Consider the following 15524-nt stretch of genomic DNA (forward strand, 5'->3'; position numbering starts at 1 on the left):
CGGCGCGTCTGATCGCCACCGCTTTGTCGGGCGCGGCGGGTGGCGACGTGACCGGATCGCTGGGCGGGCTGGCCCGGGCCTCGGCGGTGAACGTGCTGCAGGGGCTGGCGACGACGGAAGCGAAGCACCTCGCCGACGGGCTGGGCGGCAGCGGCACCGGGCGCGAGACGGCGCGCGCGGCCTTGCAGGCGGTGGTGGGCTGCGGCGGGCGGCGCGGGCGATTGCGGCAGCGCAGGCCTGGGCGCGGCCGCGGCGGTGGTGCTCAACAACCTGCTCAGGAGCGGGGCGACCACCGCCACCGACAGGGACGGCAAGCCGCTGACGCTGGAGGCGCAGCAGGCGCGCGACCATCTGGTGTCGACGCTGGTCGCGGCGGTCGCCACGGGCGCGGGGCTCGATGCGCATGCGGCGGTCACGAGCGCGCAGATCGAGACGCAGAACAATTCCGAGCGGATGGCGGACGGAAGCCTGAAGGCGGTTCCGCCCCGCCCGGTTCCCTTCTCGATCGAGGAATTGACGAAGCGGGACCCGGGCGGTTTCGGCGCCGCTGTGAAGGCGATCGCCGACGCGAAAGATGTTTCCGTCGATCAGCTTGTTGCGGCCTACAATGAATACGTAGCCTGTAAGGCAGCCCCGGGGACCGCGTGCGTGACCGACGCAGATGCGTCGCTCGACAAGCTGGCCACGCTTTACGGTCAGGCGTCTGACAAGGCGGTGCAAGCTCAGGATTTGGGCAGCACGCTATCGAACGCTGCCTCGGAGTTCCTCGACGATTTACGGAGCGACTATTTCCAAAGGGTCAATGGCAGCGTCGCGTCGATAAAGGATGGTTGGGCCACGCTCAACAATGACAGCGTATATACGAGTGGAGATGGAGTTGCCGCCAATCTGAACACGTTGTCCGGCCTCGCTTCGATCAGCGGTGGCGCTGTTCAATATGTCTTCTCGCCCATATTGGGTTCAGTCGATACGATGGTCGGACGCCCGATCGCAACGGTCTCGAATGGTGGTATCCCATCGACTACTGCCGGAGATGGCGCCCTCGCCATCGGTTCGTTATTCCTCGGCCCCGAAGTAGCAACGGGTACGCGGATCGGTGGTGCCGGTACCAGCGAAGTTTTGAGTTTGCCGGACATTGAGGGTGCGCTCGACATCACTGGTCCGCTTCGTGGAGGCGTCAATCACGAGATCGATCGATTGGCCCAACTCGGCGTGCCCAAGAATAATACGATATGGAGACCCACCCAGGCCGATATGGATAGTGATGCATTTAAGGTGATCGTTGGTGAACCTAAATTCACTGACGGTGGATTGCCGGTAGGCACAATTTTCGATGGAACTATAGGCGGAAATCTGGAAATCAAGGCTGGTTCGAGTATGCTGGACTCAAGCTATCAACTTAGGCTCCAAACTTATAAATTCTTGAAGGCGGATACACCTTCGACGATAGAGACTACGAGGCCTATTAACCCCAGCTTTCAAAGCTATCTTAATAGATGGGGTGTCTCCGTTGTAAGGCCGAAGTGATAAGTGTCTTTTTAAAGCGTCGGGAGGTAGCGCGTATGGAATTCATTATGACTAAGAGGCATGTTGCAAGAGGTGCGCGACCAGACATCGAAGCAAATAACAACCTGTATCTCATAAAGAATGTATCATCATTACGACCCACTTACCAAATACGCCTTCTTCTATATCGTGCAACCCAAGAGGGTGTAAAGCTGGTGATAGAGGTTCCAAAATCGTGTAAGATTAGTACTTCACTAAAGGCGCTTATTAAATCTAACTTACGCAATATTAGTATAAGGGCGATCTAATGGGTCTTTATCTTGCTATTTTTGATGGCGACGAAGAAATTGATGGTGTGGAGGTGGGGTCGTATGCTGATTTTGCGACCTTTCGCTCCGCTGTTTCGACCCATGTAGAAGGCGGCGTTGCGGGCTCGCGCTGCCCCACGTTGATGAACCATTCTGACTGCGACGGGCTATGGTCCCCGGAAGAATCTGCTCTTCTGCAATCCGAACTTGTCTTGATCGCTAAGAGGTTCATGGAGTTGCCGCCTGAACCCCTCGGCGATGGTTGGAAGACAGGAGTTGCAAAGATGTTCGGAATACGACCGGCCAGCCTTTATGAAAGCTTCTTCGATATAGATGGTGAGCCTCTCTTGGATCGATTGATGGGGCTAGCTCGAATAAGCGTAGAGCGGAAGCTACCGATCTTGTTCCAATAGCTCGGACCTGCTTCCAGGCCGTCATCCGCTGCCGAACTGGCGACCAAGACGTCGAGCATTGGCGTGACGCTGGGTGCGCAAGGGCGATCTGGGTGTCGCGGTGGGGGCGAGCTTCGGCATTTCCCGATCGCGCGCGACCGATAGCGCGCATGGCGAGACGGTGGTCGGCAGCACGATCCGCGGCCATGACGTGACGATCGTCGCCGACGGCGCGGGTGCGGACGGTACGTTCGAGATACGCGGCTCCAGTCTCGACGTGGGGCATGACCTCACGCTGGCGGCGAACGGCGGGGTCACGCTGGCGGCTGCGACGGAGACCGACCGGCAGAGCGGCAGGTCGCGGAGCAGCGGGGTGACGCTGGGCGCGACGTGGAAGCTGGGGCTGGACAAGGGCAAGCCCGGGCTGGGCGGGCCGACGGTGTCGCTGGGCGTGTCGGCGTCGAACGGCAGCTACAGCGGCAGTGAGACGTACAACGCCGAGACGGTGCTGAGCGCGGGCGGCACCGTGACGCTGCTGACGCCGGGGGCGCTGACGCTGGACGGCGCGATCGTGCGCGGCACGCGCGTGGAGGGGGAGGTCGGCAGCCTGACGATCACCAGCCTGCAGGACACGAGCAGCTACCGGGCGCGCTCGACGAGCGTGGCGGCGGGGGCGAGCGTCGGGCCGGGCGGGCAGGTGTCGGTCAGCGGCAACCTGTCGAACGGGCGGCAGCAGGGCGACTTCGCCAGCGTCGCCGAACAGTCGGGGATCTTCGCGGGCGACCAGGGCTTCGGGCTGCGGGTGGCGGGCGACACGTCGCTCACCGGCGCGGTGATCGCGAGCACGGCGGACCCGTCGAAGAAGAGCCTGACCACCGGCACGCTGCAGGCAGTCGACCTGGAGAATCACGAAAGCTGGCGGGCGAGCCAGACGTCGCTGGGCGGCGGGCTGGGCGGACCCGGGGCTGACCGGCAGGGCCGGGCCGATCCCAATGGCGCGACCCCGCTGCCGGGGATGCAGGTGGGCGGGCTGGGCACACTGACGGCGACCGCGCCGCTGGCGATGGGGGCGGGCGACGGGCAAGCGGGGGTGACGCGCTCGGCGATCGCGCCGGGCGCGATCACCATCACCAGCGGCGATGCGGCGAGCCGGCGGACCGCCGATATCCTGAGCCGCGACACGCAAGGCGCGAATGCCGGCGCGCTGGTGCAGCAGGCCGCGTCAGACAGGTCGAGGCGACGCTCAGTCGTGAGACGTCCAAAAACGATCGCAATAACCATCAGCAATGCAAGGCGGGCAAATGCGGGCTGGACAAGGACGATGGCGGGCATCTGATCCCGACGGTACTGGGCGGCCCCGGAGAGGCGATCAATCTCGTGCCCATGGATGCCAACCTCAATCGCGGGGTATGGCGGACAATGGAGAAGGAATGGCAGGATGCAGTTAAGAATGACAAGAAAGTGGAGGTTGCGATCAAACCGGTTTATACGGATAATAGCAAGCGACCCTCCTCTTTTGAGGTTAATTACCGAATAGACGGATGTAAGTATGCCGAAAAGGAGTTTTCTAATTCTCCAGGGGGGAAATGGTGACTACCGCTGACATTGAGGCGATGCAAAACATTGTCAGAATTCTTCTTCGGCACGTTCCAGGTGACGCCAGAGAGGTTCAGATGGAGGCAAATTTTCTGATTTCTAAGGAAGGAGATGTTGCAACAAGAATGTGCGAATACATTAGTAAGAATGGAGAGAAGATTAGCTTTAGGATAACTAACGGAATTGACAGTCTCGATATTTTGAAGTCTCTTAAGAAGCATAAAGAGTTTCTTATTGCAAGTGATGCAGGTGAGTGGAAAGTTTTTTACTTGACTGTAAATTGCGAGACAGGAAAGGTTACTCTAAATCTTAAGTATGAAGAATGATCTGATGTAGGAAACCAGCAAGCCGCGGCGGCGGGTGATGCGGGGAGCGCCGAGCGGCTCAAGGGCGAAGCGGACGGGCCACGCAAGGATTACGGCGCGGGGAGCCCGGTGCGTCTGATCGCCAGCGCTTTGTCGGGCGCGGCGGGCGGCGACGTGACCGGATCGCTGGGCGGTCTGGTCCAGACCTCAGATCGATGGCGTGCAGGATGACGGCGACGCGGCGGAAAAGCTCTCCCCATGTGCGCCGCTGGAGCTAAGCTCCCGCATGGTTGACCCTGAAAATGCCGGAGCGCGGCACGAACGACACCGCTCGACGATTATGAGCGCCGCATCCTCCGCGAGCTGTAGCGCGACGGGCAGCAGACCGTCGCAGAGATCGCCTTCAAGATCGGCCTGTCCGCCTCGCCGTGCTGGCGCCGCATCGAACGGCTCGAGCGCGAGGGCGTGATCCGCGGCCGCGTCGCACTGGTGGATCGCCGCAAGGTCGGGCTGAGCGCACACATCTTCGCGCAGGTGCGGCTCAACGCGCACGGCCGCGCCAACCTCGACGAATTCACCGAGGCGATCTGCGGCTTTCCCGAGGTGCTCGACGCCCACATGGGGCGCGTGGTGCGTGGCCGCGCGTATCGGGACGGCGCACCAGGCGGATGTCGCACCAAGGCGGCAGACTGGAGCTGGCGGAGAGACGCCGCCGACGCGCGGAGGTGCGCCGGTTCGCGACGCGACGAGGACGGTTCTTCAGCAAGCCGTTCGGCTGATGAACTCGTATAGCTCCGGCGCTCCGGTTCGTGGGAACAGGATGAAGCTTTCGCGCGCAGGGCATGTGTTGACGAGTGCCATTGGCGCTATATCGCTGGAAGAAACATGGCGATCTTCGTAAGTCTTCGCGGGCAAGCGCGCCGCTTGAAACAGATTTTACATGGGCGTCAGACAAACGGATCGGCGCCGTCCGGCAAGTCCCATTCGTATTGTCGAGTGGTCGCCGGCGAAGTGAAGCGCCAGGTCTCGGGCGTCTGCGAGATAGCGTCGGGGACCGGATGACCGGCGGGATTTCCCACGGCGATCGCAAACGCCGCGCGCACGGCGGCCCGCGCTTCGTCGGACATGGCGTCAGGCGCGGGGGCGACGAACAAGGCCGTCCCGCTGCGCGCCACCACGTCCAGCCACTGCGCAGTCAGCCGCCAGGGGATGATCCGCGTGATTGCGACGATGTCGGGATCGGCGTGGAAGAAGGTGCGGTGCTGCGGCATGCGATAGGCCAGCGCGTTGACGCCGAAGCGGCGCGTCCGTTCCCACTCGCGCCCGCTGGTATCGTCAGAGATGCGCTGCGTCTCGAAGATGCCGGCCGCGAGATGGCCGAAGGTATTGCAGCCCAATATCGTGCAGCCCGACCCCGCGGCCGACCGGATCGAACGATACAGGTCGAGCACGATCTCCGCGGTTGTTCGTGTTGCGTCGGCAAACCGCCAGCCGCGCCTGCCAGGCTGCGCGCCCATGTCGCGACCCCATTGGCCGAAAAGCTCGAAGGTGGTGAAGTCGTGCTTGATGAACTCAAAGCCTTGCGCACGGGCGTCGAGTACGGAGCGCAGGGTGGCGTTCATGCCATCGGGCACCGACGGATCATATGCCGAGATTTCCTCCGCAGCGGCGTCTCCGAAGCGCTTTGGCGGCAGCCGGGTGGCGCGGACCCGCTCTTCAGCGCGGAGCGGCCGTATCCAGATGCCGGGCCGCGCACCGCTCGCACGCATCTGCGCGGCCAGGTCGGCGAGATCGGGAAAGCGCTGCTTGTCCTGCCATCCGTCGTCGATGACGACGAATGGCCGATGACCTGGCGGTGAAAGCTCGACCATCAATCGGGCGTCGCGCAGGATACCTGCCGCCGTGTTGCGGCCATAGGCATAGTTCCAGTCGTTGCTGCCCACGATCGGACCGGCGGGCAGCAGCGGCCGCTGGCACATGCGCGCGCAGAAGGCGCGGAGATTGCTGTAGGGATCGCCGTGGCCGCCCCATTGCGTCGAGAGCACGCGGCACAACGCCAGACGACGGCCGGACAGGTGCGCGGGCTCACCGCCGTTGCGCAGGTCGATCCACAGGGAGATGCCGTCGGGGTCGCATTGCCAGAAACAGAAAGCGTTGGGCTGCGTCTCCACCCCGAATGCCGCGACATCGTTGCCCTGTGCCAAGTTGAAATACCAGGGGAGAACCCGCTCCGGCGAGAGGCCGCGCCAGCCCAATTCACCGTAAGCGCGCTCCCACGTATCCGCGAGGACGCGCGCGTCGGGTTTGATCCGCCGTCGCCAGCGCAGGCGCAGGAAGGCGACGTCGTCGCGGGCGCTCTCCAGCGCGACGTTCAGGCCGGAGCCGTTCGCCTCACGGTCGTTATTGACGGAGACCTTCAGCCCGGTCGTGCTCCACCTCGAGCCCTGCCGGGTCATTGCGGTCATCGCGCCATCGGCGGCGCGCGCCGCAACCGCATCGGGAGCGTCGAGATGATCGGACATGCCGCGCCCGTGAGGAGCCGCATCGGCCGCGCTCGCAAACAGCGGCGGCGAGAAACCGAGCACACCCGCCTGGGTGACCAGATCACGACGATTGATCAGCATTCTTCGTGTTCTCCGCGAAGCCGGGAAGGCTGGGCGACATGGTGGTACGCGTCCTGCACGCGACCGGCGTCGGCCAAGCAGCGGCCCGCCTAGAATTTGATGCGTGCACCGAAATTGTACCGCGCGCCCGTCTCCTGAAGCAGCAGGAACCGCTCCTCGATCGCCGACCATTCGTGAATGCGCTGATTGGTGACGTTCACGCCCTGAACGTAGAGTTGCAGGTTGGGCGTGATGTCGTAGCCGACGTTGAAATCGAATTGGCCGTAGCTTGAGCGGTTGCGCGGGCGGCTCTGATCGGAGCGGCACGAGCGAAGATAATCCGACCGCCAATTGTATGAGCCGCGCGCGGAGAGGCCATATTTTTCGTAGAAGAGGCTGCCGTTGGCGGAGTGCGGCGAGAGGCCGTTATACCCGCAATCATAGTCAGCGAGCGACGCGTCGCGCTCGGCCTTGCTTTCGACATAGGTGTAGTTGCCCGCCACCCCGAACCCTGACAGCACGCTCGGCAGCCAGTCGAACGTATATTGCCCACCGACCTCAACGCCGCGGATGTAGCCGCTCTGCCCGTTGCGGGTGCGGGTGTCCTGATAAGTCCGGCCGAACCGCTGCACCGGTACGGTTTGCAGTTCGAGAAAGTTGCTCAATTCCTTGTAGAACCCGCCGACGCTGACATAGCTGATCGAGTTCAGGTAATATTCGATCGAGAGATCGTAATTGGTCGATTTAAACGGCTCGAGCGTGGGATTGCCGCCGCTCGACAGCGGGACAGAAATACGGCCGCCAAACGAGTTGTCGACGCCCAGATCGGTCAGCGTCGGTCGCGTGACGGTCTGCGAGAAGGCGGCGCGCAGAATCAGTTTTTCGGTGGCGTTGTATTTGATGTTCGCCGAGGGGAGCGCGTTGACGTAGCTGTTGCGAACCGCGATCGGCGTCGATGGGCCAAAAGTGTAGATCAGCGTGTCGTCACCGCGCGCGTTGGTGACGTCGATTACCGGCTGGTCGAAGCCGCGTGAGATCGTCTGCGTGCGCACCACGCGAACGCCCGCATTGGCGCTCCAATTTTCCCCGCCGAACGACATGGCGATATAGGCGGCGAGCAGCCGTTCGTTGACGTTGGCGTTGCTGCCGGGGTTTTCGCGCAGGCCGAACGGACCGCCCGGCAGCGCCAGCAGCCGCGCCGCCTCAGCGGCCTGCTCCGCTGCGGTACGCCCCTGACGCGGCAGCGCGAGTGTCCTCGGATCGGAGAGGAAGGCGATGATGGCATTGGGATCGTAGGTGAAGAACTGTCGCGGCGCGCTCTCGCTGCCGGACACGCCAGGAAGGAAGTTGTCGAGCGTGTAGGTCGACAGCAGCGACGGATCGATCGGGATCTCATAGCCGGTGTAGGCGCTGTTCCCATCGCGGTTGCTGAACGAGCGACGATCCTTGGTCCGGTCCGAATAGGCAACGCCGATCCGCACCGAACGCAGGATGCTGTCGTGGATCTTGTAGTCGGTGTCGAGGTGGAACTCGGAGCTGGTGTCGCGCACCCGGTCGGCGTCGACCCCGGTGTAGTGCGCACGCATCAGCGAGGGATCGGTGATGTTGCCGAAGTTCGACGCGATCGGCAGGTCGCCGTCCTTGTTGAGATCGAAGCGCGGGCTGGTCTGCGCCAGTGAGCCGACCACGACGAACTGGTTGGGGGCACGCCGGGTCGCCCGGGTCGTCGAGGCATCCAGGCGTACCTCAACGTCCTCGGCGGGGTTCCACTTCAGATTGCCGCCAATCTGATAGGTCTGCGTCTGACGGATGTTCTTGCTGACGATGTTGTCGTTCTGCGACAGCGACACCAGGCCATTGAGCGCCGGATTGGCAGCAAGGAACTGCTGGCCGGGCCGGTTGAAGCCGATTGCCGAGTTGGTATCGTCGAGCTGTACACCGATATACGGGCTCGAATAGAAATTGGCGAAGGTGTTCGCGTCGGCGAAGACATCGAACTTCGAATAGATGCCGTCGATGGTGAGCAGCAGTTGGTCGCTGACCTGCGCCTGCACTGCTCCCGCCACGTTGATGCGGCGACGGCGATTGAGTTCGCGCCGGTAGTTGACGCTCTGTGGCACATTCACGGTCGTACCGGTGCTGGTGATCGCACCTGGCAGCAGCCCGACGGAGTCCGGGGTGCCGTTTACGAAGTTCTGTGGGCCGTAGAGCCAGCCGCCGATATCGACGGAGTCGATCTGGCTGCGCCGGTCGGTGTACGAGCCGGACAGCACGATCCCGAGCGTCTTGGCCTCGTTGGTGAGGGAGGTCACGGCCGAAAGGTCCGGGCTGACCTTCTCGCGCAGCGTGTCGTAGATCCCGCCCGCCGAGGCGGCGACATGGAACCCGCTGCGTCCGTCGAGCGGGCGCGCGGTGATGATATTGACGGTCGCGCCGATGCCGCCTTCCTGCAACTCGGGCACGCTCGACTTGAAGACGTCCGTGCGCTGGATCATGTTCGACGACAGCACGTCGAACGAGAACTCGCGGCCGGGATTGTCGGTCGCCATGATGCGGCCGTTGACCAGCACGGTGTTGAACTCGGGCCCGAGCCCGCGCACGGTGATGAACTGGCCTTCACCGCCGGACCGATCGATCGCCACACCCGTGATGCGCTGGAGCGACTCAGCGATGTTGGCGTCGGGGAACTTGCCGACGTCTTCGGCCGAGATGCTATCGACGATCTGCTGCGCGTCACGTTTGATCCTCGCGGACGACGCAAGGCTGCTGCGAATGCCTGTGACGACAATGTCGTTTGCGGCGTCGCTGGCGCCAGGACCGACCTGCGCCGCAACGGGCGTCGGCTCTTGCACGGCGCCGTCCGGGCTCACCTGCGGCGCGCCAGCGGCCGGCTGGGTGGCGTCCTGTGCGATCGCCGGCACGGCGAGCATGGCACCGCTCACCAGAAGCGCGATCTTCAATCGTAAGGCCATTCAACCCCTCCCGGATGATTGTTTCTCTCTGGATACGAGTCGCTCGACACCCGACCTGATGATCGTGGTGCTTCGAATCCAGTAACGGGCAGCACGGAGCAACGCCGATTAACTTCGTTCATGTGCCGCTACATGCATCGATCGGCCGATACTCTGCTCGAGAATTAGCACCGGCCCATGCTGGATATCGGTGGTGGCTTCTGCTCAACTGAGCGTCGCTAAGTTCAATTCCACGCCTACTGGCAGCAGCTTTAATCGGATAAAAAGTTTCCGCCAAGCGCTTTTTTTGTCCACCTATCTGATTTAACAACAGAAAACGCTGACTCGCGCAACGATACGTCGGATTGACGGTCGGCGGAGTAACAATCTTGTCGGCACGCTGCGGGGCTGCCCGCCACCGTTTGCGACAGTCAGGCGCAGGTGCGTTTTATGGGGGAGGCGCTGTGGCTATCGTGGTATTCGGCGCTTTGCGCTCGTGTTTGCGCCATCGTCTTGTCGGCGCTTACGCGCACCGGTGGCTCCAACCCGTAAGCCACCGGTGCAAGCGACACGCGGCGCGCGCATCAGGGTATCTGACGCTTGCTGCTGCGCTCGCGGGATGCCTCCTTCCATCGGTAGCGCCAGCGCAAGCCACAGCGGCCGTCTCGGCAGAGAAGCAGCGAGTGGTGATGGTCGCGGGACGGGAGGTCGCCGTCGTTGGCGATCTCGACGGCTTTGCTCTGAACCTTCGAACAGAACCGATCGCATCGGGTGTGGACCGGCTGATAGTGACGCTGACCCGCGCCACGCCCGCCCCGCCGCCGCGGCTGACGATCCGCTGGTCGCAGCCGTCGGTCGACATGGCGGGGATGTGGACGCCGGACGCAGGACTGGGCCGAACGATCGTGCCCGATTTCGCAGCGACGAGACTGCGCTCGACGCTCACCGCCGCCGCGCCGGTGCTGACGCTGTACGGACGCGACGAGCAGAACCGGCTGACGGTTTCCGCCGAGGACGCAGTAAACCCCGTCCTGCTCGCCGCCAAACTGCGCGAGGAGGACGTGCGGGTCTACAGCAGCGTCGAGCTGTTCAGCGAACGCCATGCGCCGCTCACGCGCTATACAACGAGCCTGCGCTTCGACACGCGCGCGATCCCCTTCTCGGCCGCGCTCGGCGATGTCGCGACCTGGTGGTCGCGTCAGCCGGGCAAGCAGCCGCTCGCGGCGCCGCCCAGCGCCCGCGAGCCGCTCGACTCGACATGGGTCAGCTACCACCAGAACATACCCGAAGCGGTCGTTCTGGCAGAGGCCGATGCGGCGGCGCGGCATGGCCTGAAGGTGATGATCGTCGACGACGGCTGGCAGACCGGCGACAGCAACCGCGGCTATGCGCATGCCGGCGACTGGCAGCCCGAACGGCTGCGCCGGATGCGGGTCGTCACCGACGCGCTGCACGCGCGCGGGATGAAGGGGATGCTGTGGTTCTCGGTGCCGCTGGTCGGGGACGAAGCGGCGGTGCTGCCGCGCTTTCGCGGCAAGATCCTGCGACGCTGGGCCGACCAGCGCACCAACGTCCTCGATCCGCGCTACCCCGAGGTGCGCGCCTATCTGATCGAGACCTTTCGCCGCGCGGTGCGCGACTGGGGCTGGGACGGGCTGAAGCTCGACTTCATCGACATGTTCAGCAGCGACGAGACCACCGTGCTCAACCGCGCCGACGGGCGCGACATGGCCTCGGTCTATGAGGCCGTGAACCGCCTGATGGTCGATGTGATGGCGGCGCTGCGCGCGGTCCGTCCCGATGTAATGATCGAGTTTCGACAGCCATACAGCGGCCCGGTGATCCGCACCTTCGGCAACATGCTGCGCGCATCCGACACGCCCAACGCCTCGATCCTTAACCGCCAGCGTATCGTCGACCTGCGGCTGCTGGCCGGCGCCACCCCGGTCCATGCCGACCCGATCGTGTGGCATCCGGACGAGCCGAGCGACAAGGCGGCAGTGCAATTGCTCGACACGCTGTTCGCCGTCCCGCAGGTGTCGATGCGGCTCGACAGCCTCAGCCCGGCGCATACCGCGATGCTGACGCACTATCTTGCCTATTGGCGCGCCAACCGGGAAGTTCTGCTCGACGGACGATTCAGGCCGGAAGGGATCAACGCCCAATATGGTCTGGTCCGCGCCGTGACGGCGAACAAGCAGATCGTCGCCGCTTATGCCGATCGTGCGATCGTGCTTGACGCCGCTGCACCGGCGATCGACCTCGTCAACGCCACGGCCTCGGCGCGGCTGGTCGTGGACGCGACCCGCGACCTCGGCCGCTACGAGGCGCGCGCGACCGACGCGGAAGGACGGGAGGTGTCACGCACGGCGCTCGACTTGACGCGCGGCACCCATGTCGTCGCCGTGCCGCGCGCGGGTATCGTTGCGCTGGTTCGACGGCCGTGAGCGGCGTGGCCGTGCTCGCCGCGCCCGGTGAGGTGTCTGGCGCGGCGGCGACCGCGCCCGATGCGATCGCCCCGGGCAAAAGCCATTATGTCGTGCTCGACGGGCTGCGCGGCGTCGCGGCGCTGATGGTGGTCATGTTCCACACGTTTGAGGCCTATTCGTTTGGCGATCCGACGCGGCAGATCATCAATCACGGTTATCTTGCGGTCGACTTCTTCTTCCTGCTGTCGGGCTTCGTCATCGCCTATGCCTGTGACGATCGCTGGGGCCGCATGGGCGCGTGGGACTTCTACAAGCGGCGGTTGATCCGGCTTCAGCCGATGGTGGTGCTTGGCAGCGTGATCGGTGCCGCGCTTTTCTACCTGCAGGCGGGGGCGCTGTTCCCGAAGATCGCGGCGACGCCGGTCTGGCAGATGTTGCTGGTGATGCTGCTCGGCTGCACGCTGCTGCCGCTGCCCAAGCAGCTCGATATCCGCGGGTGGGACGAAATCCACCCGCTGAACGGACCGGCGTGGTCGCTGTTTTACGAATATGTCGCGAACGTCGCCTATGCGCTGGTGCTGCGGCGGCTGTCAGTGCGGGCGCTGACGATCCTGGCGGTGCTCGCGGCGGCGCTGCTGCTCCAGGTCGCGTTGCTCGGCGAACGGCGCGACCTTGTCGGTGGCTGGTCGCTCGATGCCGCCGGCATCCATGTCGGGCTCGCCCGGCTATGCTACCCGTTTCTCGCCGGCATGCTGCTGATGCGGTCGGGGTGGCGGCTGCGCAACCCGCAGCCATTCGCGATCAGCACCATCATGTTGATCGTCGCCCTGGCCCTGCCCCGGATGGGGGACACGCCCCACCATCGGACGAACGGCCTGTACGATGCGGCCTGCGTGTTGCTGCTTTTCCCGCTGGTCGTCGCGATCGGGGCGGGGGTCAAGACGGTGACGGGCGTGAGCGTGCGCGTCGCCCGCTTCTTCGGCGCGCTGTCTTTCCCGCTCTACATCACGCATTACCCGCTCATCTATTTCTACACCGCGTGGGTGATCGACCATAAGGTGCCCGCAAGTATCGGCGCACCGGTTGGGGTGGCGCTGGTCGTCGCGGCTGTCGCGCTCGCTTATGCCAGCCTCAAGCTCTACGACGAGCCGGTGCGACGCTGGCTGGGCCGACGCTTCCTTTCTCAGGTCGCTCGCCGACTCGTCCTCAAAGGGCGCGAGGTTCTTGAAATGCGCGGGGCAGCAGCAAACGGGTACGGCCTGATCACTCGCCCGTCACCCGGCACAACAGAACGGGCGTCGTTGCCCCGCTCATTGCAAATTGACGAACGCGCCGCCGTCGACCAGCAGCGCGGCGCCCGTGACGTAGCGTGCGAGGTCGGAGGCCATGAACACGATCGGCCCGGCGAGATCCTCCGGTTCGCCAAGCCGGCCCAGCGGAATGCGCGCCGCCATGCGCGCGCGCTTGTCAGGATCGGCGAGGTCGTCCTTGTTGATGTCGGTGAGGATCGTCCCCGGCAGCACCGAATTGCAGCGGATGCCGTACCGCCCCAGCGCAATCGCGGCCGATTGCATCAGCGAGTGCACGCCGGCTTTGGTCGGCGTGTAATGCGTCTGATACTCGCCGCCGACCAGCGCCGAGATCGACGACACCGCGATGATCGCGCCGCCGTTGCCCTGCCGCACCATCTGGTTGGCGGCAGCCTGGACCATATAGAAGGCGCCATGCAGATTGACTCGCAGCGTGCGCTCGAGCGTGGCGGCCGGCATGTCGAGGAAGGCGTGAAAGGGGCAGATGCCGGCGTTGCTGACGAAGACGTCGACGCCGCCCAGCGCCGCGGTGGCGGCGGTGACGAAGGCGGTGGCGCTCGCGGGCGCGGCGACGTCGCCGTCGACGGCGATCGCCTGTCGTCCCAGCGCGCGGATCGTCGCCACGACCGAGTCGGCGTGGGCGCGATCGTCGAAGTGGTTGATCGCCACATCGGCACCCTGGCGGGCGGCTTCGATCGCGGCGGCACGTCCGATCCCGCGCGATCCACCCGTGATCAGAACGCGTTTTCCCTCCAGCAACATGCTCGGTCCCCCTACCATTCGATCCCCAACGCGCCGCGACCCCTTCGCCATTTACGCGGCTCGGTTGACGGGCGCGCTTCCATTTTATAATCAGCAAACTCACCATGTGGCAAAACAATCCGGCTGGTGGTGGCCGGATCGGTGCCGATCGGGGGAGGGTGCGCGATGGGGCTGTCGAAGATCAAGCACGTCCGCGCCTTCACCGCGACGGGGGGCGGCGCCGACTATCACGACCAGCAGGGCGCACACTGGATCGACGATCATATCGCCACCCCGATGAGCCGCTATCCCGAATATCGCCAGTCGCGGCGCTCGTTCGGGATCAACGTGCTCGGCACCCTGGTGGTGGAGATCGAGGCGGAGGACGGCACGATCGGCTTCGCGGTGACGACCGGCGGCGAGCCGGCCTGCTATATCGTCGAACGGCATCTTGCGCGCTTTCTCGAGGGGCGCGATCCGGTCGAGGTCGAGAAGATCTGGGACCAGATGTATTTCTCGACGCAATATTACGGGCGCAAGGGGCTGGTCATCAATGCGATCTCCGGCGTCGATCTCGCGCTGTGGGATCTGCTCGGCAAGCTGCGCGGCGAGCCGGTGTGCCATTTGCTCGGCGGCGCGGTGCGCGACGAATTGCAGTTCTACGCCACCGGCGCGCGGCCGGACATCGCGCGCGATCTGGGCTTCATCGGCGGCAAGCTTCCGCTGCATCACGGACCGGCGGAAGGGTCGGAAGGGATGGAGAAGAACATCGCGCTGCTCGCCGATATGCGCGGCAAGTGCGGCGACGATTTCTGGCTGATGTACGATTGCTGGATGAGCCTCGACGTGGATTATGCCACGCGGCTGGCGCAGCGCGCCTGGGACGAATGCGGGCTTAAATGGATCGAGGAGGCGCTGAGCCCCGACGATTACTGGGGCTATGCGCAGCTGAAGAAGAACGCGCCGCGCGGGCTGCTGGTGACGACCGGCGAGCATGAGGCGACGCGGTGGGGCTTCCGGATGCTGCTCGACATGGAATGTTGCGACATCATCCAGCCCGACGTCGGCTGGTGCGGCGGCATCACCGAACTCATCAAGATCGCCCATTATGCCGACACGCGCGGCGCGATGGTCATTCCGCACGGCTCGTCGGTCTACAGCTATCATTTCGTGGTGACGCGCCACAATTCGCCGTTCGCCGAATTCCTGATGATGCACCCCGGCCCGACCGAGGTGGTGCCGATGTTCGCGCCGCAACTGCTGGGCGAGCCGGTGCCGGTCAATGGCCGCATCCGCGCGTCGGCGCTCGATCGCCCCGGCTTCGGGGTCGATCTCAATCCCGACGTTCCGCTTCACCGTCCCTATACCCATTGAGGACCTGCC

9 protein-coding genes and 3 pseudogenes are annotated in these 15524 nt (G+C 64.2%); 9 read left to right on the forward strand and 3 right to left on the reverse strand.

Features of this window, described 5'->3' with window-relative positions; translation table 11 throughout:
• The first annotated feature begins 255 nt into the window (after positions 1 to 255).
• From FHS97_RS12715 to FHS97_RS17545, 6 genes and pseudogenes are all read left to right on the forward strand, one after another.
• Positions 256 to 1527 carry a hypothetical protein gene (locus FHS97_RS12715; RefSeq protein WP_184038328.1) on the forward strand — a complete coding sequence of 424 codons (1272 nt, stop codon included), beginning with the start codon at positions 256 to 258 and terminating at the stop codon, positions 1525 to 1527.
• Positions 1528 to 1813: 286 nt separating this feature from the next.
• Complete coding sequence (locus FHS97_RS12720) at positions 1814 to 2227, forward strand: Imm70 family immunity protein (protein WP_184038331.1); 414 nt, start codon at positions 1814 to 1816, stop codon at positions 2225 to 2227.
• A gap of 100 nt (positions 2228 to 2327) precedes the next feature.
• Positions 2328 to 3542, forward strand: coding sequence for a hemagglutinin repeat-containing protein (locus FHS97_RS17280; protein ID WP_343053451.1), 1215 nt, complete (start codon positions 2328 to 2330; stop codon positions 3540 to 3542).
• Positions 3479 to 3799, forward strand: a pseudogene (locus tag FHS97_RS17730) (DNA/RNA non-specific endonuclease); the annotation flags it as partial. The gene FHS97_RS17280 and the pseudogene FHS97_RS17730, both read left to right, overlap by 64 nt.
• Positions 3796 to 4128, forward strand: a complete 333-nt coding sequence (locus tag FHS97_RS12730) for a hypothetical protein (protein ID WP_184038333.1) — start codon at positions 3796 to 3798, stop codon at positions 4126 to 4128. The pseudogene FHS97_RS17730 and the gene FHS97_RS12730, both read left to right, overlap by 4 nt.
• Positions 4129 to 4458: 330 nt before the next feature.
• A pseudogene (locus FHS97_RS17545) lies at positions 4459 to 4728 on the forward strand (Lrp/AsnC family transcriptional regulator); the annotation flags it as partial.
• Positions 4729 to 5054: 326 nt separating this feature from the next.
• On the opposite strand, the gene FHS97_RS12740 reads toward FHS97_RS17545, so the two are convergent.
• Positions 5055 to 6731 carry an alpha-amylase family protein gene (locus FHS97_RS12740; protein ID WP_184038336.1) on the reverse strand — a complete coding sequence of 559 codons (1677 nt, stop codon included), beginning with the start codon at positions 6729 to 6731 and terminating at the stop codon, positions 5055 to 5057.
• An 89-nt stretch (positions 6732 to 6820) separates the two neighbouring features.
• Positions 6821 to 9670: a TonB-dependent receptor gene (locus FHS97_RS12745; RefSeq protein ID WP_184038339.1), complete on the reverse strand. Its 2850-nt coding sequence runs from the start codon at positions 9668 to 9670 to the stop codon at positions 6821 to 6823.
• A gap of 764 nt (positions 9671 to 10434) precedes the next feature.
• Here FHS97_RS12745 and FHS97_RS12750 point away from each other — a divergent pair.
• Complete coding sequence (locus FHS97_RS12750; RefSeq protein WP_184038342.1) at positions 10435 to 12108, forward strand: alpha-galactosidase; 1674 nt, start codon at positions 10435 to 10437, stop codon at positions 12106 to 12108.
• 92 nt (positions 12109 to 12200) lie between these two features.
• Positions 12201 to 13205 (forward strand): annotated as a pseudogene (locus tag FHS97_RS17550) (acyltransferase family protein); the annotation flags it as partial.
• A gap of 195 nt (positions 13206 to 13400) precedes the next feature.
• On the opposite strand, the gene lra1 reads toward FHS97_RS17550, so the two are convergent.
• Entirely contained in the window at positions 13401 to 14162 is a 762-nt protein-coding gene (gene lra1 / locus FHS97_RS12760; protein WP_184038503.1) for an L-rhamnose 1-dehydrogenase Lra1, read from the reverse strand.
• Positions 14163 to 14327: 165 nt separating this feature from the next.
• On the opposite strand from lra1, the gene rhmD reads away from it, so the two are divergent.
• The gene (gene rhmD, locus FHS97_RS12765) at positions 14328 to 15515 is read left to right on the forward strand and encodes an L-rhamnonate dehydratase (RefSeq protein ID WP_184038506.1); all 1188 of its coding nucleotides are present in this window, start codon (positions 14328 to 14330) and stop codon (positions 15513 to 15515) included.
• Positions 15516 to 15524: the final 9 nt, after the last annotated feature.

Source organism: Sphingomonas endophytica, from assembly GCF_014199415.1.
Lineage (GTDB): Bacteria > Pseudomonadota > Alphaproteobacteria > Sphingomonadales > Sphingomonadaceae > Sphingomonas > Sphingomonas endophytica.

Bases quoted from the DNA above. Each gene is read 5' to 3' on its own strand.
- lra1 (WP_184038503.1), bottom strand. From the start codon at position 14,162: ATGTTGCTGGAGGGAAAACGCGTTCTGATCACGGGTGGATCGCGCGGG.
- rhmD (WP_184038506.1), top strand. From the start codon at position 14,328: ATGGGGCTGTCGAAGATCAAGCACGTCCGCGCCTTCACCGCGACGGGG.
- FHS97_RS12720 (WP_184038331.1), top strand. From the start codon at position 1,814: ATGGGTCTTTATCTTGCTATTTTTGATGGCGACGAAGAAATTGATGGT.
- FHS97_RS12740 (WP_184038336.1), bottom strand. From the start codon at position 6,731: ATGCTGATCAATCGTCGTGATCTGGTCACCCAGGCGGGTGTGCTCGGT.